14 protein-coding genes are annotated in these 19263 nt (G+C 66.9%); 5 read left to right on the forward strand and 9 right to left on the reverse strand.

What is annotated here, in order from left to right; all coding sequences use genetic code 11:
- Positions 1 to 71: 71 nt before the first annotated feature.
- From katG to AB4Z55_RS06705, 3 genes are all read right to left on the reverse strand, one after another.
- Positions 72 to 2297 (reverse strand): catalase/peroxidase HPI, encoded by a 2226-nt coding sequence (gene katG / locus AB4Z55_RS06695; RefSeq protein WP_239401602.1) that lies wholly within the window; start codon positions 2295 to 2297, stop codon positions 72 to 74.
- A gap of 53 nt (positions 2298 to 2350) precedes the next feature.
- Positions 2351 to 2782 (reverse strand): Fur family transcriptional regulator, encoded by a 432-nt coding sequence (locus AB4Z55_RS06700; RefSeq protein ID WP_174316841.1) that lies wholly within the window; start codon positions 2780 to 2782, stop codon positions 2351 to 2353.
- A gap of 130 nt (positions 2783 to 2912) precedes the next feature.
- Positions 2913 to 3929 (reverse strand): hypothetical protein, encoded by a 1017-nt coding sequence (locus AB4Z55_RS06705; RefSeq protein WP_004019143.1) that lies wholly within the window; start codon positions 3927 to 3929, stop codon positions 2913 to 2915.
- 305 nt (positions 3930 to 4234) lie between these two features.
- Between AB4Z55_RS06705 and AB4Z55_RS06710 the strand changes: the two genes are divergently transcribed.
- Positions 4235 to 5719, forward strand: coding sequence for a Mur ligase family protein (locus tag AB4Z55_RS06710; RefSeq protein WP_369519427.1), 1485 nt, complete (start codon positions 4235 to 4237; stop codon positions 5717 to 5719).
- Between the two features lie 18 nt (positions 5720 to 5737).
- On the opposite strand, the gene AB4Z55_RS06715 is transcribed toward AB4Z55_RS06710, so the two are convergent.
- The 3 genes from AB4Z55_RS06715 to AB4Z55_RS06725 form a co-directional block, all read right to left on the reverse strand.
- Positions 5738 to 7174 carry a CHAD domain-containing protein gene (locus tag AB4Z55_RS06715; protein ID WP_369519428.1) on the reverse strand — a complete coding sequence of 479 codons (1437 nt, stop codon included), beginning with the start codon at positions 7172 to 7174 and terminating at the stop codon, positions 5738 to 5740.
- 85 nt (positions 7175 to 7259) lie between these two features.
- Entirely contained in the window at positions 7260 to 8156 is an 897-nt protein-coding gene (locus AB4Z55_RS06720; protein WP_369519429.1) for an MBL fold metallo-hydrolase, read from the reverse strand.
- Positions 8157 to 8188: 32 nt separating this feature from the next.
- Complete coding sequence (locus AB4Z55_RS06725) at positions 8189 to 8743, reverse strand: DUF6328 family protein (RefSeq protein WP_369519430.1); 555 nt, start codon at positions 8741 to 8743, stop codon at positions 8189 to 8191.
- A gap of 35 nt (positions 8744 to 8778) precedes the next feature.
- Between AB4Z55_RS06725 and AB4Z55_RS06730 the strand changes: the two genes are divergently transcribed.
- Both AB4Z55_RS06730 and AB4Z55_RS06735 read left to right on the forward strand, forming a co-directional pair.
- Positions 8779 to 8922 carry a hypothetical protein gene (locus AB4Z55_RS06730; RefSeq protein WP_369519431.1) on the forward strand — a complete coding sequence of 48 codons (144 nt, stop codon included), beginning with the start codon at positions 8779 to 8781 and terminating at the stop codon, positions 8920 to 8922.
- 18 nt (positions 8923 to 8940) lie between these two features.
- Positions 8941 to 9741: a DUF427 domain-containing protein gene (locus tag AB4Z55_RS06735; RefSeq protein WP_369519432.1), complete on the forward strand. Its 801-nt coding sequence runs from the start codon at positions 8941 to 8943 to the stop codon at positions 9739 to 9741.
- Here the strand turns inward: AB4Z55_RS06735 and AB4Z55_RS06740 are convergent.
- Complete coding sequence (locus AB4Z55_RS06740; RefSeq protein ID WP_369519433.1) at positions 9707 to 10957, reverse strand: cytochrome P450; 1251 nt, start codon at positions 10955 to 10957, stop codon at positions 9707 to 9709. The genes AB4Z55_RS06735 and AB4Z55_RS06740 overlap by 35 nt on opposite strands.
- A gap of 114 nt (positions 10958 to 11071) precedes the next feature.
- Positions 11072 to 12820 carry a serine/threonine-protein kinase gene (locus AB4Z55_RS06745; protein WP_369519434.1) on the reverse strand — a complete coding sequence of 583 codons (1749 nt, stop codon included), beginning with the start codon at positions 12818 to 12820 and terminating at the stop codon, positions 11072 to 11074.
- Positions 12821 to 13108: 288 nt separating this feature from the next.
- Between AB4Z55_RS06745 and AB4Z55_RS06750 the strand changes: the two genes are divergently transcribed.
- Complete coding sequence (locus AB4Z55_RS06750; protein ID WP_369519435.1) at positions 13109 to 15004, forward strand: glycoside hydrolase family 15 protein; 1896 nt, start codon at positions 13109 to 13111, stop codon at positions 15002 to 15004.
- 12 nt (positions 15005 to 15016) lie between these two features.
- On the opposite strand, the gene AB4Z55_RS06755 is transcribed toward AB4Z55_RS06750, so the two are convergent.
- Entirely contained in the window at positions 15017 to 16453 is a 1437-nt protein-coding gene (locus AB4Z55_RS06755; RefSeq protein WP_369519436.1) for a glucose-6-phosphate dehydrogenase (NADP(+)), read from the reverse strand.
- A gap of 193 nt (positions 16454 to 16646) precedes the next feature.
- Between AB4Z55_RS06755 and clpB the strand changes: the two genes are divergently transcribed.
- Entirely contained in the window at positions 16647 to 19199 is a 2553-nt protein-coding gene (gene clpB / locus AB4Z55_RS06760; RefSeq protein ID WP_369519437.1) for an ATP-dependent chaperone ClpB, read from the forward strand.
- The last annotated feature ends 64 nt before the right edge of the window (positions 19200 to 19263 follow it).

The following is a 19263-nucleotide window of genomic DNA, read 5'->3' on the forward strand; positions in this document are numbered from 1 at the left end:
GCTGCTGAATGCGGAACACCCCGCGGGCAACGGGCCCGCGGGGTGTTCTGTGTCGTGACGGCCGTGGCTGATCAGGCCAGATCGAACCGATCGTTGTTCGATACCTTCACCCACGCCTTGACGAAGTCGTTCACGAATCGCTCCGCCGAGTCGTCCTGGGCGTAGACCTCCGACAGGGCACGCAACTGAGAGTGCGAACCGAAGACGAGGTCGGAAGCCGTTGCCGTCCACTTCTTCTCACCGGTGGCCCGATCGGTTCCCTCGTAGACGTTCTCGTCGGAGCCGCTCTTCCACTCCGTGTTCATGTCGACGATGTTCCGGAAGAAGTCCGTCGTCAGGACTCCGGGGCGGTCGGTGAACACGCCGTGCTTGCTGCCACCGTGATTGACGTCGAGCACGCGCAGACCGCCGACGAGCGCGGTCAGCTCGGGCGCGGTCAGATCGAGCATGTACGCGCGATCGAGGAGCAGCGACTCCAGCGGTGTCTTCTCGCCGCCCTTGCTGTAGTTGCGGAACCCGTCCGCGCGTGGCTCGAGAACCTCGAACGAGTCGACGTCGGTGCTCTCCTGCGACGCGTCGGTGCGACCCGGGGTGAAGGGCACCGTGACCGGGAATCCGGCCGCCTCCGCGGCCTTCTCGACCGCGGCCGCGCCGCCGAGGATGATGATGTCGGCGAGCGACACCTTCTTGCCGCCCGACGCCGAGTCGTTGAAGTCCTTCTGGACCTGCTCGAGGACCGGCAGCACCTTGGCCAGTTCGCCGGGCTCGTTGATCTCCCAGTTCTTCTGCGGTTCCAGGCGGATGCGTGCGCCGTTGGCGCCACCGCGCTTGTCGGTGCTGCGGAAGCTGGCAGCCGATGCCCACGCGGTCTTCACCAGCTGCGTCGGCGAGAGGGCGTCGAGCAGAGTGCTCTTGAGCGAGGCGATGTCGGCGTCGTCGATCAGTTCGTGATCGACGGCGGGCACCGGGTCCTGCCAGATCTGCGGCTCGGGAACCCACGGACCGAGGTAGCGGCTGACCGGTCCCATGTCGCGGTGGAGCAGCTTGTACCAGGCCTTCGCGAAGGCCTCGGCGAGCTCCTCGGGATGGTCGAGCCAGCGGCGGGTGATGTCGGCGTAGATCGGCGACTCACGCAGTGCCACGTCGGTGACCAGCATCGTCGGGGCGCGCCCGGGTCCGCCGAACGGATCGGGGATGGTTCCTGCTCCCGCACCGTCTTTCGCCACGTACTGCCAGGCGCCGGCGGGGCTCTTGGTCAGCTCCCACTCGTAGCCGTAGAGGTTCTGGAGAAAGCCGTTGCCCCACTGGGTGGGGGTGGAGGTCCAGACGACCTCGAGGCCACTGGTGACGGTGTCCTCGGCCTTCCCCTTGCCGTAACCCGACTTCCAGCCCAGTCCCTGCTGCTCGATGGGTGCGCCTTCGGGCTCGGGTCCGATGAGGTCGGCGTTGCCGGCTCCGTGGGTCTTGCCGAAGCTGTGACCGCCGATGATGAGGGCGGCGGTCTCCTCGTCGTTCATCGCCATGCGACTGAACGTCTCGCGGATGTCCTCGGCTGCGGCGATCGGGTCCGGCTTGCCCTCGGGGCCCTCGGGATTGACGTAGATGAGACCCATCGTGGTGGCGCCGAGCGGCTTCGCGAGCTCCCGCTCACCCGAGTACCGCTTGTCGGTACCGAGCCAGGCATCCTCCGGTCCCCAGAAGACCTCCTCGGGCTCCCAGATGTCCTCGCGGCCGAAACCGAATCCAAAGGTCTTGAAGCCCATGGATTCCAGCGCCACGTTGCCGGCGAAGACGAGGAGGTCGGCCCACGAGAGCTTGGTGCCGTACTTCTGCTTGATGGGCCACAGCAGGCGGCGTGCCTTGTCGAGGTTCGCGTTGTCCGGCCAGCTGTTCAACGGGGCGAAGCGTTGCGCACCCTGGCCACCGCCACCGCGGCCGTCGAAGATGCGGTAGGTGCCGGCGGCGTGCCAGCTCATGCGGATGAACAGGCCGCCGTAGTGGCCGTAATCGGCGGGCCACCAGTCCTGCGAGGTGGTCATGAGCGAGACGAGATCGGCCTTGAGGGCCTCGACATCGAGCTTCGCGAACTCCGCCGAGTAGTCGAAATCCTCACCGAGCGGGTTGGAGAGCGAGGAGTGTGCGTGCAGGATCGAGAGGTCGATCTGCTCGGGCCACCAGTCCTTGTTGGTCAGCGGCGCATGAGCTTTCGGCTCGGGCGACGAGATGACCGGGTTCTCGCTCTCGCTGTTGCTACGGGTCTGCTCGTCGGAATTGGGCGGGCGGCTGTCGGAGGTCACGACATTCCTTTCGAGGGGGAACTGCTGATGGGCTGAATGATCACAGGGTGCGATCAGGTCGGGGCCGTGCTGACGCACTCGGGGCAGAGTCCCCAGAAGATGACCTCGGCCTCGTCGAGCGCGAAACCGTGGTCCTCGGATGGGGTCAGGCATGGGGCTTCCCCGACTGCGCAATCCACGTCGGCGATCGCGCCACAGGCGCGGCAGACGACGTGATGGTGATTGTCTCCGGTACGAAACTCATAGCGCGACACCGAACCCGACGGTTGGATTCGGCGGATGAGACCGCGCTCGGTCAGGGCGTGCAGCACATCGTAGACGGCCTGACGTGAGACCTTGGGGAGGGTTTCGCGCACCGCGTGGTAGATCGTGTCCGTGTCGGCGTGTGGGTGATCGTCGACGGCGTGCATCACCGTCACCCGCGGCTGGGTGACACGAAGATCTGCGGCCCGGAGTTGCTGGGCATAGTCCGATGTCGATGCCACGTGACCCACCATAGGGGCGTCGTCGCGACCGCGCACGGTTTTTCTGGATCTGATCCAAATTCCTTTCCGGTCCGCACACGACGACGGCCGCCATCAGATGGATGGCGGCCGTCGGGTCGGTGCGGAGCGATCAGCTGTCGATGCCGACCAGGTCCTTCGCGAGTTCGGCGAATCGGATCTCGATCGCCGAGACCACGCGTTGGCGGTTCTTGTGTGCTTCCTCGTAGGCGAGGGTGACCCGCAGGTCGGCCGGCTTGGTCAGTTCCTTGACCGCGGCGACCGCGTCGGTGACGTTGAGGTCGACGTATCCCTCGATCGGGAGGTCCTCGGCCTCAACGGTTCCGGTGATCTCGCGCAGTTGGTGGAGCGCGTCGGCGGCACCGTCGGCGCCATTGTCGCGGGCGCTGTCCTCGACGGCTTCGAGGGCCGCGTCGCGTCCCGCCGCGACCGTCTTGGAGACGGCTGCGCCGGCGTTGCTCACGGCGTCGGTCGCCCGCGCCGCGGTCTCCGATGCGTCGTCGACGGCGCGCCCGAATCGGCTGCGGATCGAGTCCACCGGGTCGGGCAGCTGGCGGGCGAATTCGGCGGTCCGGTCGATCGCCCACGATGCGCCGAGTGCGGGAGCGGTGAGAGCGCGTGCGGCGAGGCCGCTGGCCCACTGCGAGGGCCCGCGACGCAGGGCAGCCGGGCCACCCAGCGCCTCCTCGGCGAGCACGGTGGTGAGCCAGTGGACAGTGGCGGTGTGCGCGTCGATGAGCTGATCGGCCAGCGCGACGAGTGCCTGGTCCTCCTGGCCGGTGGCCAATGCCTTCAGGTAGGTGGCGCGTGCGACGAGTCGTTGTTCGAGCGCGAGGTCGTCGAGCAGGGCCTCGTCCAGCGGTTGGGCCTGCTCGGCCAGGGTCTTGGCGACGGCTCCGAAGCGGCCGAGGACCGGTCGGACCACATCGACGAGGCCGCCGCGGTCGCGCAGCGCGTTCTCGATGGTCAGGGCACGCTCGCGTGCGTTCTCGGCATTCTGTGCGAGTTCCTTGCGGATGGCGTCGGTGCGTGCCTGGGCCTGCCGGGTCTCGGCGATCTGGATCTCGGTGTGGGTCAGCGCGAGGATCGCGCGAAGTTGCTGGTGAACGGTGGTGGTGGAAACGGTCATCGGTTCTTGCTCCCCTCTGGTGCGGGTCGGGATGGGCTACAACCCGAGTGTTGCCACGACGAGGGCAGATGTAACACCTCGGCGGGAATCGGCCCTGGTCGAGTCGGCAAAGAGCAAGTGTCACAACGTTTCCGAACGTATGTGAAGCGTGTCACAGTTGCGCCCGACCGGGCGGTCCATGTCCGATTGCCGAGCTTTGCTCGGTACCGGGGCGGATACCGACCGAACGGCACCCCGACGTCGAGGTTTGGGCTCGCCCGCGGCCCGGGTACCTCGGCGCGATGAACCCGGATCGGAGTCGCAGGATGGACCCCCATCCGGGTGCGCAGCTCACCGTTGCGCAGATCGCCGACCATCTCCGAACGCCGATCGTCGGCGGACCCGACGTCGGTTCGATCATCGTCCGCGACATCGACGACGATTCCCGGACGATCCGTCCCGGGGACGCCTACCTGGCGATACCCGGCAGCCGCTGGCACGGACTCGACTTCGAGCGAGAGGTGGCCGCCGCCGGTGCCGTGCTGGTGATCAGCGACCGGCCGGCGTTTCGGCTGCCCTCACTTCTCGTCGATGAACCGCGTCGCGTGATGGGGCCGCTGAGCTCCTGGTTCCACGGCGAGCCGTCGCGAGACCTGCGGGTCTTCGGTGTCACGGGAACGAACGGGAAGACCAGCACCACTCACTTCGTCGACGCCGCGCTGGCTGCGGGGGGTGAGGCCGCCGGACTCATCTCCGGCGCGCGCATCCGAGGACCCGGATGCGACGTCGTCCCGCTGCGCACGACGCCGGAGGCGCCGCTGCTGCAACGGACACTGGCGATGTTCCGGCGCCACGGCGTCACCTGCTGCGCCATGGAGGTCTCGTCTCACGCAATCGACCAGGGGCGGGTCGACGGCACGGTGTTCCGGGTGATGGCGTTCACCAATCTGTCCGATGATCATCTGGATTATCACGACTCGATGGAGAACTATTTCGCGACCAAGGCCGCGATATTCACCGCCGAACGGACGCAGATCGCCGTGATCGACATCGACGACGCCTGGGGCGCGCGACTGGCCACGGGCACCACGACGGAGACCTGGACGTGCTCGACCTCCCGCCCGGATGCCGATGTCGTCGCCACCGAGATCCGGACCGGCCGGCTCGGGACCGAGTTCACCGTCCACACGCCGCACGGGCGGGCCCGGATGGGCCTGCAGGTGCTGGGTCCGCACCAGGTCGGCAACGCCCTGCTCGCGCTCACCGCCGCGGTGGCCGACGGCGTCGACCTCGCTGCCGCGGCCGAGGGGATCTCGGCGGTGACCGGCATCTCGGGCCGCTGCGAACCCGTGCACGCGGGGCAGCCCTACCGGGCGATCGTGGACTACATGCACAACACCGCTGGTCAGCATGCGCTGTTCCCGTATCTGCGGTCGCTGACCGAGGGCGGGCGACTGATCGTGGTCGTCGGCGCGACCGGCGGGCGTGACCCGGGCAAGCGAGAACCCCTGGGCGAGGTCGCGGCACAGTACGCCGACGTGGTGATCGTGACCGATGAGAGCCCGGAAGACGAGGACCCGAATGCCATCCGGGCCCGGGTGCTCCGGGGTGCACGCCGCGCGGCGTCGGCGCTCGTCATCGAGGAACCCGACCGGCAGGCCGCCTTCGCGATCGCCACGACCATGGCCGGTGACGACGATGTCGTCGTGGTCACCGGCCGGGGTAGTGACACCTTCCGGCGGTACGGACCGGCGACGACGTTCTTCGACGATCACACCGAGCTGCGGCGCGCGATCCTCGAGACGTCGTAGCGGGCGGCGCGGCCGACGTCAGTTCTTCCCGGACAGCACGGCTTCGCGCGCCGCGGCAGCGGCGGCGAGTTCACGTTGATACAGGATCCCGTAGGTGAAGCCGTTCTCTCCCTTGCGGACTCCGGCGCCCGCGCCGAGTTCACGGAGCGCGCGGGCGGCCACCGCGGAATCCTGGTGTTCGCCCAGGACGGTCTGAATCCTCTTGTATCGCTTGGCCTGCGACCGACCCATCGACTTGTCGACGACCGGCGCGGCCAGCTCACCCGCGTACCGGGCCCGTTTCGCCGCCTTGCGTGCCCGGTGGAGGTCCTCCTCGTTCCCGGTCTCCAGCGCGTGCGCAAGACGCTTGTCCGCCTTGCGCGCCGCGCGAGTGGCGATCTGACGTACCTGCTTCGTCGAGATCTGGTCGTCGGCGAGCGGGACCGACTCGTTCCAGGTCCCGAGGGTCGACAACAGTCCGCGGTACCGGTCCGACCGCATCTCGTCGGTGACGGTCTGCCGGTGATGGTGCTGCTGCGCGGAGAGCTCCTCCTCGATCCGTGCCGCGACCGGCCCGAGCACCAACTCGTCAGGGAGATCGGCGACCGCCGAGGCGAATCGCGCGCGCAAGACCTCACGGTCGCGCACCTCGCCGAGCACACCCGCGAACCACTGGAGTTCGGTGTCGAGGTCCGACAGACCGTCCGGCACGAAGAGGGGAGCGGCAGTCCGCAGCGTGCTGCGCAGCCGCCGGATGGCCACACGGACGCCGTGCACCGGGTTCGCGCCGCGTCGGAGGGCGACGTCACCGGCGAAGATCGTCGCAATCTGTTCCCGGACGTAGTCGAGAACCGCGCCCGCGGCGGGCGACGCAGGGGCAGCGGGGCGCGGGACCTCGTGGCCGATCGCGCGCTCGAAGGTCGACGATGCCGACGCGGGTCGCGCGCCGGCCCCGGCCATCCGCTTGCGCACACTCTTCGGGATCGCGTTCGACTCCGCTTGCACCCCGACCTCGCGCCACGACGTCGCGGTGGCCACCGGGCCGGTGACCGTGGCCGAGACGGTGTCGTCGACGACGTCGTAGGCGTGTTCCCCCGTCGCGTCGAGATGCCGGTGGCGGGTCCGGTGCGTGTGCACGATCGCCGCCACGCGTAACGGTTTGCCGCCGCTCAGACCCCACAGGGCATCGGCGATCGCCGACGGCACGGCTGTGGAGGGCGCGTCGACCCGCTCCGTGATGATCTCGCCGGGGGACGGTGTCGTGACCCGCCACCCCGATTCCCGGCCCTCCTCGTCCCCGCCGTCGAGGAAGACGACGGAAGTACCGTGCGCGAGCAGGTCCCGGTCCTCGGTGTCGTAGTAGGTGTCGCTGAAATCGGTTGACGAGACCTCGACGTCGCCGGAGCTGCCGAGGTCGGGGATCGCGCTGTCCAGGCCGAAGTCCCAGCTGTTCGGGCGCATGGTGTCGGTGGGCACTTATAGCTCCTCACTCTCGCTCGTGTCGTCGACACAGGGTGACCGAACCGGACATTCGGTAAACGTGCGGAGAGCAGGCGATCGTCTATGTGCGGTGGTAGACACCTTCCGGGGAGCGCATGACCTGCCCGTGGCGCATCAGCCGTTCGAGATGGAGTTCGGCGGTTCGCTTCTCCACCGCGTCGACGAAGGGCAGCCGGACATGCGGCCGGTAGACGAGTCGCTCCACGATGATCTCGTCGACGGTGCGCGGGTGGCGTAGCAACTCCAGCAGCCGGTCCTCGCGTCGACGGATGACGCCCTCATAGTCCGCGAGCCGCGCGCGGAAGTCGTCGGCGCCGGTGACGACACCCTTCTGATGGAAGGTCCCGTACCAACGGGCGTCGATGTCCCGGACCCGCGCGATCGACGCCAGGAAGTCGTCGACGCTGCTCCCCAGGTCGCCGTACATCGGGCCGAACGAGGTGAGGTCGATGTCGGCGAGATAGAGGAAGCCGGTGGGCTCGACGAGTACGCCGGAATGCCCCGCGGTGTGGCCGGGCAGGTGTACGACCGTTGCCGTGACGCCGCCCAGGTCGAAGACGTGCCCATCGTCGACTCCGGCGGCGTCGGGAAAGCCGGGCGTCAGGTCGAAGGTGTCACCGATCTGGGCGTCGACACCAGCTCGCTGCTCGTCGGTCAGACCGTAGTTGTCGAGGAGGACCTGCAGGGAGCGCACGCCGTCGACGTCGGCGTGATGGGCGAAGATGTCCGCGGCGAAGTACCGGAGACCGGCGATGTGGTCCTCGTGCGCATGGCTGATCATCACCGCCTCGGGTTGCACGGGATCGTGGTCGACCTCGAGCGAGGGATCGATCACGAGAGTGCCGGCGGAGCCGCGGACCACGACGGAGTTGCCGTAGGGGAACGCGCCGCCGTGCGACGACGCGAGCACGGTCACCTCGTCGTAGCGGTTCTCGATGAAACTCGGTGCGACGGTCACTGCGTCTGCGTACCCCGGGCGGGTGAACGCTGTCAATGGTGGGTCTCGTCGGTGGAATCATCCGGCGAACCGGTCGCCGCGCGCAGCCACAGTGGGACTATCAGCCACGCGAGGGAGAACACGACAAGCGTGACGACCCCGGCGATCGCCGACGGGACCGGGCCGGCGGTCGCACCGAAGACGACCGTGACCGCGCCGGACAGCGCCAGTCCCAACAGGGTGAGTCCGGCGAACGAGAGATAGTGCGCGTAGGTGACGATCAGCGCGAGCTGATGCTGCCGGAACAGCGCGCGGTGCAGGGCCACCGGTGCGGCGAGCAGGATGGCCGCACCGACCGCGCACGACACGGTGATCAGGTAGATCACGCGGAGTGTGCCGCCGAGTTCCTCGAACCCGTCGTGGAACGGCAGGGTGAGCAGGAACCCGGTCAGGATCTGCACTCCCGTCTGCACGACGCGGAGCTCCTGGAGGAGCGAATTCCAGTTGCGGTCCAGCCGTTGCGTTTCGGTCTCGTCGCGTTGGGCGCGATTCCACTCGGCGTCGCCTGCGCCGGAGCGGGTGCGGTCGGTGTCCGACGGGCTGGTCACCTGCTCATCGTCGCGCCGCCGGGTCTCGTCGAGCCGTGCCGTGGGGTCTCGAAGCGGTCACCATGGTGCCCTTCCACGGAGCTGAGGTGGACGACTTCTTCGCTGCCTCGCCGAACGGTCGCTTGGGCGCCACCGGCGAACTGCCGGGAACCCGATGCGGCCTGGCGCGTGCCGCGTGATCGGAGGACCATCGGACCATGGCCACGTCGATGGATGAACTCACGATGTCCCGACTCGGTTCGCTGCGCTGGGCCGACATGCGCAGGCGGGTGCGCGCGTTGGTCGACGGGCAGGTCGTCGTCGATTCGACGTCGGCCATCCAGGTGTGGGAGCCCTACCGGGTGCTCGGATGCTATGCGGTACCGATTGCCGATGTCGTTGCGCCGCTCGGCGATCCGCAGGTGGTCGACGCCGTCGCCGAGCATGCGCCGATCCTGACGCCCGACGACCCGTTCGCGATCCACACGACACCCGGTACGGTCTACGACCTGCACGCCGACGGACGAACGCTGCGCGGCGCCGGGTTCCGCCCGCGGGATCCGGACCTCGCCGGCCACGTTCTCCTGGACTGGTCGGCGTTCGACGAATGGCGCGAAGAGGACCAGACGGCGATCGGTCACCCGCACGATCCGTTCCAGCGCATCGACTGCCTTGCCACCAGCAGACACGTGGTGGTGACGGTGGGTGACACGGTCCTGGCGGAGAGCCGCCGCCCGACCCTGTTGCTCGAAACCCATCTGCCGCCGCGCCACTACCTTCCGCGCGAGGACGTCCGGGTGGACCTTCTCGTGCCGTCGGACACCGTGACGGTGTGCGCGTACAAGGGCCAGGCGACCTACTGGTCGGCGGTCGTCGGCGACCATGTGGTGCCCGACGTCGCGTGGACGTACACCGACCCGCTGACCGATGCCGAGCCCGTGCGCGACCTCATCTGCTTCTACGACGAACGGGTCTCGCTCGCCGTCAGCGCAGCGAGTACCGGATCGGAAGGTGTTTGAGTCCTCCCACGAAGACGGTCGCGGCGAGTTCGGGTGTTCCGGCGAGTTCGATGGAATCGAGCCTCGGGATCAATTCGGCGAAGAAGCTTCTCATCTCCATCCGCGCCAGCGCGGCGCCGAGGCAGAAATGGACGCCGTAGCCGAACGACAGGTGCTTGTTGGGGAAGCGGCCGACGTCGAAGGTGTGCGGGTCGTCGAAGACCTCCTCGTCCCGGTTGCCCGAAGTGTAAGCGAGATAGACGGATTCACCCTTCGAGATCGGTACGCCGCGGACCGAGGTGTCCGCGGCGGCGGTGCGCATGAACTCCTTGACCGGCGTGGTCCACCGGATCATCTCCTCGACCGCGGTGCCGATGAGCTCGGGTTCGCGGCGGAGACGGTCGAGCTCGGCGGGGTTCTCGATCAGCGCGCGCAGACCGCCGGAGATGGCGTCCTTGGTGGTGTCGTGGCCCGCACTCGCCACGATCACGTAGTACGACGCGGTGTCGACGTCGGACAGGGGTTCCCCGTCGATGAGGCCGTTGGCGATGGCCGAGGCCAGGTCCTCGGTGGGGTGAGCGCGTCGGGACGCGGTCAGCTCGTTGAAGTAGGCGAAGAAGTCCAGAAGCGTCGCCATCCGCTCCTCGAGTGTTGCCCCTCGCCGGTATTCGACGTCGTCCGCGCCGAACAGTTCCTGCGTGAGCTGATGCATTCGGGGGAAGTCCGCTTCGGGCAGGCCCAGCAGCGAGAGGATCACATACAGCGGGAAGCCGACCGCGACCTCCTCGACGAAGTCGCATTCCGGTCCGATGTCGCGCATCCGGTCGACGTAGCGCTTGGCGAGCTCGTCGACGCGGGTCTGCAGGTCGCGCAAGGCCTTCGGCCGGAACCAATCGGCGCCGATCGCGCGGACCTTGCGGTGGTGCGGATCGTCCATGTGGATCAGGGTGCGCAGGCCCGCACCGGATTCCAGCTGCGCCCGTGCGACATCGTCGGCGGCGGCGGTGGTCAGCACGGGACGCGGTTCACTCAGCCACAGGGTGTTGTCGCGCTCGATGTCCATGATGTCGGCGTGCTTGGTGATGGCGAAGAACGGTCGGTAGGGGCCGTGGTCGACGCGCGGTACCGGATTGTGTGCCCGCAGATATGCCATCGCCGCGTACAGGCGCGGCTCGTCGGTGTAGGCCTTGGCGTCGGCGAAGATGGTGGCGGCGTCGTCTGCCGTGCTCGTGCTCACGTCGCTTGTCGTCAACGGGTGCGTCCTTCGGTCGAGGGTGATTCTGGATCCGAGTGTCCGATATCGGGGTGTTCCAGTTGGCGGAATCGCGAACTCGCCCGCAACGAGGGTCGCTCAGCAGGCTTTGTAGGACGGTTCCACGCCCTCAACCGCGGTCGGGTAAGCGACGACCTTCTCGAGCTCAAACGGGCCGCTGACCTGTATAAAGCTAGACGTCTGGAACGCACGGGGTTGAGCGACCTTTACGCAGTCGACGATTACGTTGCTGACGACTGTTCCCTTTGAAGTTCGTACGAAGGCCGTGACGACGACGTTGCTCGGAACGCCGCCTTCCAACGAAATCCGGCCCGTGACACCGGGCCCGTACGTGGAGGACTGATCGGCGATTGCGGGCCCGTTGACGGTGACTTCCGGAGGACCAACGGAACCCCACTCGTGCCAGGTTCCCAATGTCACAATTTCGACGGACTTCACCATCGAGTTTTCAGGTGCAGGAACGCTGATACCGTAATCGCCCCCTGGCGGCAGCTGATAAATCGTATTGATGATTGCGCCGGGGAGCCCACCCTGACCAATCGTGGCGATTACCTCACCGGATTCACCGAGAAGGGTCGCTTCGAACGGGCTTCGGATCAGTCCGAGATCTTGGTTCGGATTCCGAAGACGCACCGAGACTTCGGTGCCAATCTGCGTGAATCCGGCGACCTCGACGTTCTGTCCGGTCTGACTCCCCCCGGCGGGTGGTGGTTCCGCTGAGCCGGCGGGTGCATCGGCTCCACTCTTGACGGGCGTGGAAGCTTCCAGCGTTGACGGGCTGCCGCCCTCGCCGTGCGTCACGCTCAATCCAACAACTAGTGAAATAGCGACAACAACGACAACCACTCCACCCAGTACCCATTGGCCGGATCTCGGACGGCGGCTGGGTGCGTCTTCAGTGGGGGCTCGGCGAGCAGGATCGTGAGGCAATGGGTCCTGTCGCCCGCTGGTTGCTTCCCCCGACAGCACTGTCACCGGTGCCCGCCCGCCAGCGGCTGCGGAATGCTCACCTCCGGTCAGAGTCTGCCGCGCGGCATCGGCCAGTTCTCCAGCCGAGGCATATCGCAATTCGGGGGCCTTTGACATTCCGCGGGAGACTACGTCGTTGATCGATGCAGGCAATGACGGCTGACGTTCCGTCGGCTTCGGTGGGGATTGGTGCAAGTGAGCGGCAATAAGTTGCTCCATGCTGTTGCCGGAGAATGGCGCAGCGCCGGTCAGCAATTCGTACAGAACGCAAGTTAAGGAATATACGTCGGACCTGTGGTCTGAGTTTCCTCCGAAACGCTCGGGTGCCATGTATGCGAAAGTTCCGACAGCCAGGCCGGTGCGAGTCAAGCCTGTCTTGTCGACAGCGCGGGCGATGCCGAAGTCGATCAGGTACACGAAGTCGCGTTGACCTATGAGTATGTTCTCGGGCTTAACATCCCGGTGCTCCAGTCCGACTGAATGCGCGGCGTCGAGGGCAGCGGCCACTTGGTCGATGATGCCGAGTGCCCGTTCCGGACTCATGGGGCCTTGGGACTCGAGCATGGAACGTGCGTCGACGCCGTCGATGAGTCGCATATCGAGGAAAAGGCGGCCCTCGATCTCGCCGAATCCATGAATCGGAACGATGTGCGGTTCGCGAAGTCCGGCTACCAAGTCTGCCTCACGCTGAAACCGAGTCCGAAACTCGTCATTGTCAGCGAACTCCGAGGGCAGGACTTTCAGCGCAACCTCGCGATTGGTCTGGGTGTCAAAGGCTCGAAAGACCTGTCCCATTCCGCCTTGGCCGATCTTGGAAACTATTCGGTAGCGGCCAAACACGCCATCTTCAAGCGCCACGGTGGTGCCTCGGGTTCGTCATGCGCGAATCCTAGTAGAGGTCGTCATAGCGGGTTCCGTGACCCTGGGAACGCAACTGTCAGCGTCGCGGGGCGCCTAACGGGCGAGCCGGACCTTGAGGCGGGTCCATCGAGGGGGACCGGACCTGAAGTCGGCTGCAAATTGGGGCGGCCGTGCGCGTCGGCTGTCCGCTTGTTTCACGTGCGACTAAAAGACGACAGCCGAGCACGTCAGAGTTCAGCACGGGGTGCGAGGATGTCGGCCCATCCGGGAGGGGCCAGGCGACGAATGGCCGCCATGAGCACCGCGACCGAATCCGGCGAGGACGCGAATCCGACTTCCCGATGCGACGGCGCCACGACGGCTGACTCCGCGAGCGACTATCTGCCGATCGCCGACCACGGCGTGATCGGTGACCTGCGGACGGCGGCCGTCGTGGGGGTGGATGGGCGGATCGACTGGTTCTGCTGTCCGCGATTCGACTCGCCGAGCGTCTTCGGCTCGTTGCTCGACGCCGGACGAGGCGGCGCCTGGACGGTGGAACCGGTGGACGGCGACGTCACCACGCGCCAGTTCTATCTGCCCGACTCCAACGTGCTCGTCACCCGCTACCTGAGCGAGGACGGCGTCGCCGAGGTGCAGGACCTGATGCCGATCGCGAGACCACACGACCCCGACCACCGGACGCGGATCATCCGTCGGATCTCCTGTGTCCGGGGTTCCGTCCGATTTCGCGTGACGATCGCACCGCGATTCGACTACGGCCGTGAGGCACACAAGCTGGTCGTCGAGGACGGGCGTCGGGTTCGCTTCGAGACCGACGGCTTGGTGCTGCATCTCGTATCGACGGTCGATGTCGACACGATGGACGACCGGGATGCGCAGGCCGATTTCACCGTCGAAACCGGCGAGTGCGTCACGTTCGTCCTCGCGCCCGACCCCGTCGACGACGAGCTTCTCGACCACGACAGTTCGCCCGCCGTCGTCGCCGCGACGGTCGCCTTCTGGCAGGACTGGGTGTCGAGGTCGTCGTACACCGGCCGGTGGCGGGAGATGGTGCATCGGTCGGCGCTCACACTCAAACTGCTGACGCACGAACCGTCCGGGGCAGTGGTGTCGGCGGTGACCGCCGCGCTTCCCGAGGAGATCGGTGGCGAACGGAACTGGGACTACCGCTACGTGTGGATCCGCGATGCGGCGTTCACGCTGTATGCCTTGCTCCGGTTGGGGTTCACCGACGAAGCCGGCGCGTTCATGGACTGGCTGACCTGCCGGTTCGACGACGGTGCCGACGAGTCGGGAGATCTGGGGCCGCTGCGATTGATGTACACCCTTGACGGGGATCCACCACCGAAGGAGACCGAACTCGACCACTGGGAGGGCTACCGGCAAACCTCCCCGGTGTTGATCGGAAACGCCGCCGCCGACCAACTCCAGCTCGACATCTACGGCGAGCTCATCGACTCGGTGTACCTCTACAACAAATACGGACCGGGGATCTCGTACGGGGCCTGGACCCATCTGTGCACGGTGGCCGGGTGGCTCGTCGACAACTGGGATCGTCCGGACCAGAGCATCTGGGAGGTGCGCAGCAAGCCGCAGGACTACGTCTACTCGCGCGTGATGTCGTGGGTGGCCCTCGAGCGGATGATCCGGATGAGCCGGCAGCGCGGACTACCCGGCGACATCGCCGGCTGGATGAAGGCGCGCGACGACATCTTCGTGCAGATCATGGAGCGCGGCTGGAACGACGAGGTGGGGGCGTTCGTCCAGACCCTCGATTCCGACCGTCTGGATGCGGCGCTGCTGCTGATCCCCGCCGTGAAGTTGCTGTCACCCACCGACGAGCGCTTCGTCCGCACCCTCGAGCGGATCGAGGAAGAGCTCGTGAGCGACTCCCTGGTGTTCCGGTACGACACCGACGGCGGACACGACGGCCTCGACGGAGCCGAGGGGACGTTCTCGCTCTGCTCGTTCTGGTACGTCGAAGCGCTCACCCGGACCGGCCGGCTCGGCGACGCCCGGCTGGCGTTGGAGAAGATGTTCACCCACGCCAATCACCTGGGTCTCTACGCCGAGCAGGTCGGTCTCACCGGCGAACAACTCGGGAACATGCCGCAGGCGTTCACCCACCTCGCCCTCATCAGCGCGGCCATCAATCTCGATCGGCGCCTCGGCGAATAGAGCCGGCGCGCCTCAGATCCAGCCGGACCCGCCGCACAGGTCGTCGGCGGCCGCGGGGCCGGTCGATCCGGCCGCATACGGTTGCGGAGCAGGCGGATTGTCCAGCACCGGCGCGGCCACCTCCCACACGTGGGCGAGGCCGTCGGGCCGGGTGAACAGCGATCGGTCACCGCGCAGCACGTCGACGATGAGTCGTGCGTACGGCGACAGGCCGTCGGCCACCTCGTCGAGTTGTTCGGTCATGTGCGCGACGGACAGGTCGGTGCCCGACCCCGGTTCCTTGACCGTGACGGCCAGATCGATGGCACCGTCACCGGCCAGGTCGAAGGTCAGCACGGTGCCGTCCTCCGGGGTATCGGTCAGCGGACCGTCAGTGGGGGCGCGGAACACGAGGCTGAGTCGTTGCGAGCTGTGGTCGAGCATCTTGCCGGTCCGGAGCAGGAACGGGACGCCGTGCCAGCGGTCGGTGTCGACCCAGAGGCGGACTGCCGCATACGTCTCGGTGGTGGAATCGTCCGGAATCCCCTTGGTGTCGCGATACCCCTCGTACTGGCCGTAGACGACTTCGGCGGGGTCGAGCGGACGGAAGGCCGCGATGACCGACTCCCGCGCGTCGAGCAGGTCGTCGGCGCCGAGCGACGCCGGAGGTTCCATGGCGACCTCGGCCGCCACCTGGAACAGGTGCGTGACGATCATGTCCAGGAAGGCCCCGGTGGCGTCATAGAACGCGGCGCGGTCGGCGATATCGAGGGTCTCCGGGACGTCGATCTGGACCTCGGCCACGTGCTCGCGGTTCCACACCCCGGCGAACAGTCCGTTGGCGAATCGCAGGACGTGCAGGTTCTGGGTGCTCTCCTTCCCGAGGAAGTGGTCGATCCGATAGATCTGCTTTTCGTCGAGGGATTCGTGCACCGCTTCGTCGAGTGCCCGGAATCCGTCGGGAGACGTCCCGAACGGCTTCTCGTAGACGACCCGCGAACCCTTCGCGAGACCATGCGCGGCAATGGCTTTCGTGTAGTCGACGAAAGTGGTCGGCGGGAGGGCGAGGTAGTGGACCAGCTGAGCGGTGTCCCCGACGGCGTTGCGGGCGGCGTCGATCACCTCCAGCAGACGGCCGGGGTCGTCCGCGGTGAACCCGCCGCCGGCGAACCGGATGGTCTCGGCGAACGATGTCCACTCGTCCGACGAGCCCGACCCGTCCGCACCGAACTCCTTGATCGCATCCTTGACGTGCTGTCGGAACTCGTCGTCGGTGCGGTCGCCCCGCCCGTTGCCGATGAGCTGCCATCCGCGGGGGAGCAGATCGCGGCGGTGGAGTTCGTACAGCGACGGCAGGACCATCCGCTTCGCGAGGTCGCCGGTCGACCCGAAGAGTACGAAGATCACTGCTGAGTCCGCGTCAGAATCGGACGGTGTCGCGTTCTCCGGTGCGGAGCTGTCTGCGGTCATGCATCAATAGTGCCCATCGACGCTGCCGGAGGTCGGATACGCGCGGAGAGCGGACCTGCTCGCTGACGCGGAAGGAGTGATGCAGATCACACCACCAGTTAACATGAGCGGAATGGACTCAACTCTGTTGGCGTTGTAGACCGCGTATGGCTCATACTTGAGCCTGTTGGACTAAAGAGAAAGGTGTACGCGAGTGGACAGCTTCACCCCCACCACCAAGACGCAGCAAGCATTGAGTTCTGCTGTGCAGGCGGCGGCCAGTGCTGGAAACCCCGACGTGCGACCGGCCCACATCCTCGTGGCACTGCTCGATCAGTCCGACGGCATCGCGTCGCCACTGCTGAAGGCAGTGGGCGTGGACCCGTCGAGCGTTCGTGCGCAGGCCCAGGCATTGGTCGATCGCATGCCGACGGTGTCCGGCGCCAGCTCGACGCCTCAACTATCCCGCGAATCGATCGCGGCCATCACCGCAGCCCAGCAGCTGGCCGGTGAACTCGACGACGAGTACGTCTCGACCGAGCACGTCGTCGTCGGTCTGGCGACCGGTGACTCCGATGTCGCCAAATTGCTGCACAACCTCGGTGCGACTCCGCAGGCTCTGCGCGAGGCATTCGTCGCCGTGCGCGGCAGTGCGCGGGTCACCTCCGAGGATCCCGAATCGACCTACCAGGCTCTCGAAAAGTACTCGACCGATCTGACCGCGGCCGCCCGCGAGGGCAAGCTCGACCCGGTCATCGGCCGCGACACCGAGATCCGGCGCGTCGTACAGGTGCTCAGCCGACGGACCAAGAACAACCCGGTCCTCATCGGTGAGCCCGGTGTCGGCAAGACCGCCATCGTCGAAGGCCTCGCCCAGCGCATCGTCGCCGGCGACGTGCCGGAGTCGTTGCGCAACAAGACCGTCATCTCCCTCGACATGGGATCGATGGTCGCCGGCGCGAAGTACCGAGGCGAGTTCGAGGAGCGCCTGAAGGCCGTGCTCGACGAGATCAAGGGGTCGGCCGGACAGGTCATCACCTTCATCGACGAGCTGCACACGATCGTGGGTGCCGGTGCGACAGGCGATTCCGCGATGGACGCCGGCAACATGATCAAGCCGATGCTCGCCCGTGGTGAGCTGCGGCTGGTCGGTGCCACGACCCTTGAGGAGTACCGCAAGTACATCGAGAAGGACGCCGCACTCGAGCGTCGCTTCCAGCAGGTGTATGTCGGTGAGCCGTCGGTCGAAGATGCCATCGGCATCCTCCGCGGCCTCAAGGACCGGTACGAGGTGCACCACGGTGTGCGCATCACCGACTCCGCACTGGTCGCTGCCGCAACGCTGTCCGACCGGTACATCACCTCGCGCTTCCTACCCGACAAGGCCATCGACCTCGTCGACGAGGCCGCGTCGCGGTTGCGGATGGAGATCGACTCGCGCCCCGTCGAGATCGACGAGGTCGAGCGGATCGTCCGCCGTCTCGAGGTCGAAGAGGTCGCCTTGGAGAAGGAAACCGACGCGGCGTCGAAGGAGCGGCTCGAGAAGCTGCGCGCCGAGCTGGCCGACCAGAAGGAGAAGCTCAACGAGCTCTCCGCCCGGTGGCAGTCGGAGAAGACCGCCATCGACGCGGTCCGCGACCTCAAGGAGGAGCTGGAACGGCTTCGCGGCGAGGCGGATCGGGCCGAGCGCGACGGTGACCTCGGACGGGCTGCCGAGCTGCGGTACGGCACGATCCCCGGACTGGAGAAGGAACTCGAGGCCGCGATCGAGAAGACCGGCACCGATCCGTCGCAGGACGTGATGTTGCAGGAGGAGGTCGGACCCGACGATGTGGCCCAGGTCGTGTCGGCGTGGACCGGAATCCCGGCCGGACGCATGCTCGAGGGCGAGACCGCCAAGCTGCTGCGCATGGAAGAGGAACTGGGGCACCGGGTCATCGGCCAGAAGGACGCGGTGCAGGCGGTGTCCGACGCGGTGCGTCGTGCCCGCGCAGGCGTCGCCGACCCGAACCGGCCGCTCGGTTCCTTCATGTTCCTCGGCCCCACCGGTGTCGGCAAGACCGAGCTCGCCAAGGCGCTCGCCGAGTTCCTGTTCGACGACGAGCGGGCGATGGTTCGGATCGACATGAGCGAGTACGGCGAGAAGCACAGCGTCGCACGGCTCGTCGGTGCCCCGCCCGGTTACGTCGGGTACGAGGCCGGCGGGCAGCTGACCGAGGCGGTGCGGCGTCGTCCGTACACGGTGGTCCTGTTCGACGAGATCGAGAAGGCGCACCCGGACGTCTTCGACGTACTGCTGCAGGTGCTGGACGAAGGCCGACTGACCGACGGCCAGGGCCGGACGGTGGACTTCCGCAACACCATCCTGATCCTCACCTCGAACCTCGGTGCGGGTGGCGACAAGGACCAGGTGATGATGGCGGTGCGGTCGGCGTTCAAGCCGGAGTTCATCAACCGTCTCGACGATGTGGTGATCTTCGATGCCCTGAGCCCGGAGGAACTGGTGTCGATCGTCGACATCCAGCTCGGCCAGCTCAAGAAGCGCCTCGCGCAGCGTCGCCTCGACCTCGAGGTGTCGCTCAAGGCCAAGGAATGGCTGGGCGCACGTGGATTCGACCCGCTGTACGGTGCGCGCCCGCTGCGCCGGTTGGTGCAGCAGGCCATCGGTGACCAGCTCGCCAAGCAACTGCTCGCCGGAGACATTCGCGACGGTGACGTGGTGCCGGTCAACGTCAGTGCCGACGGAGAGTCGTTGGTACTCGGCTGATCTCAGCTCGTCACAGTTCATCGCGAGACAGAGTCCATCGCAAGACAGGGGACCCATCCTTCGG

It is taken from the genome of Gordonia sp. ABKF26 (assembly GCF_041103195.1).
Lineage (GTDB): Bacteria > Actinomycetota > Actinomycetes > Mycobacteriales > Mycobacteriaceae > Gordonia > Gordonia terrae.

Coding starts and splice junctions, on each gene's coding strand:
- AB4Z55_RS06755 (WP_369519436.1), bottom strand. CDS start 16,453: ATGACCGCAGACAGCTCCGCACCGGAGAACGCGACACCGTCCGATTCT.
- AB4Z55_RS06750 (WP_369519435.1), top strand. CDS start 13,109: ATGGCCGCCATGAGCACCGCGACCGAATCCGGCGAGGACGCGAATCCG.
- AB4Z55_RS06735 (WP_369519432.1), top strand. CDS start 8,941: ATGGCCACGTCGATGGATGAACTCACGATGTCCCGACTCGGTTCGCTG.
- AB4Z55_RS06710 (WP_369519427.1), top strand. CDS start 4,235: ATGGACCCCCATCCGGGTGCGCAGCTCACCGTTGCGCAGATCGCCGAC.
- AB4Z55_RS06705 (WP_004019143.1), bottom strand. CDS start 3,929: ATGACCGTTTCCACCACCACCGTTCACCAGCAACTTCGCGCGATCCTC.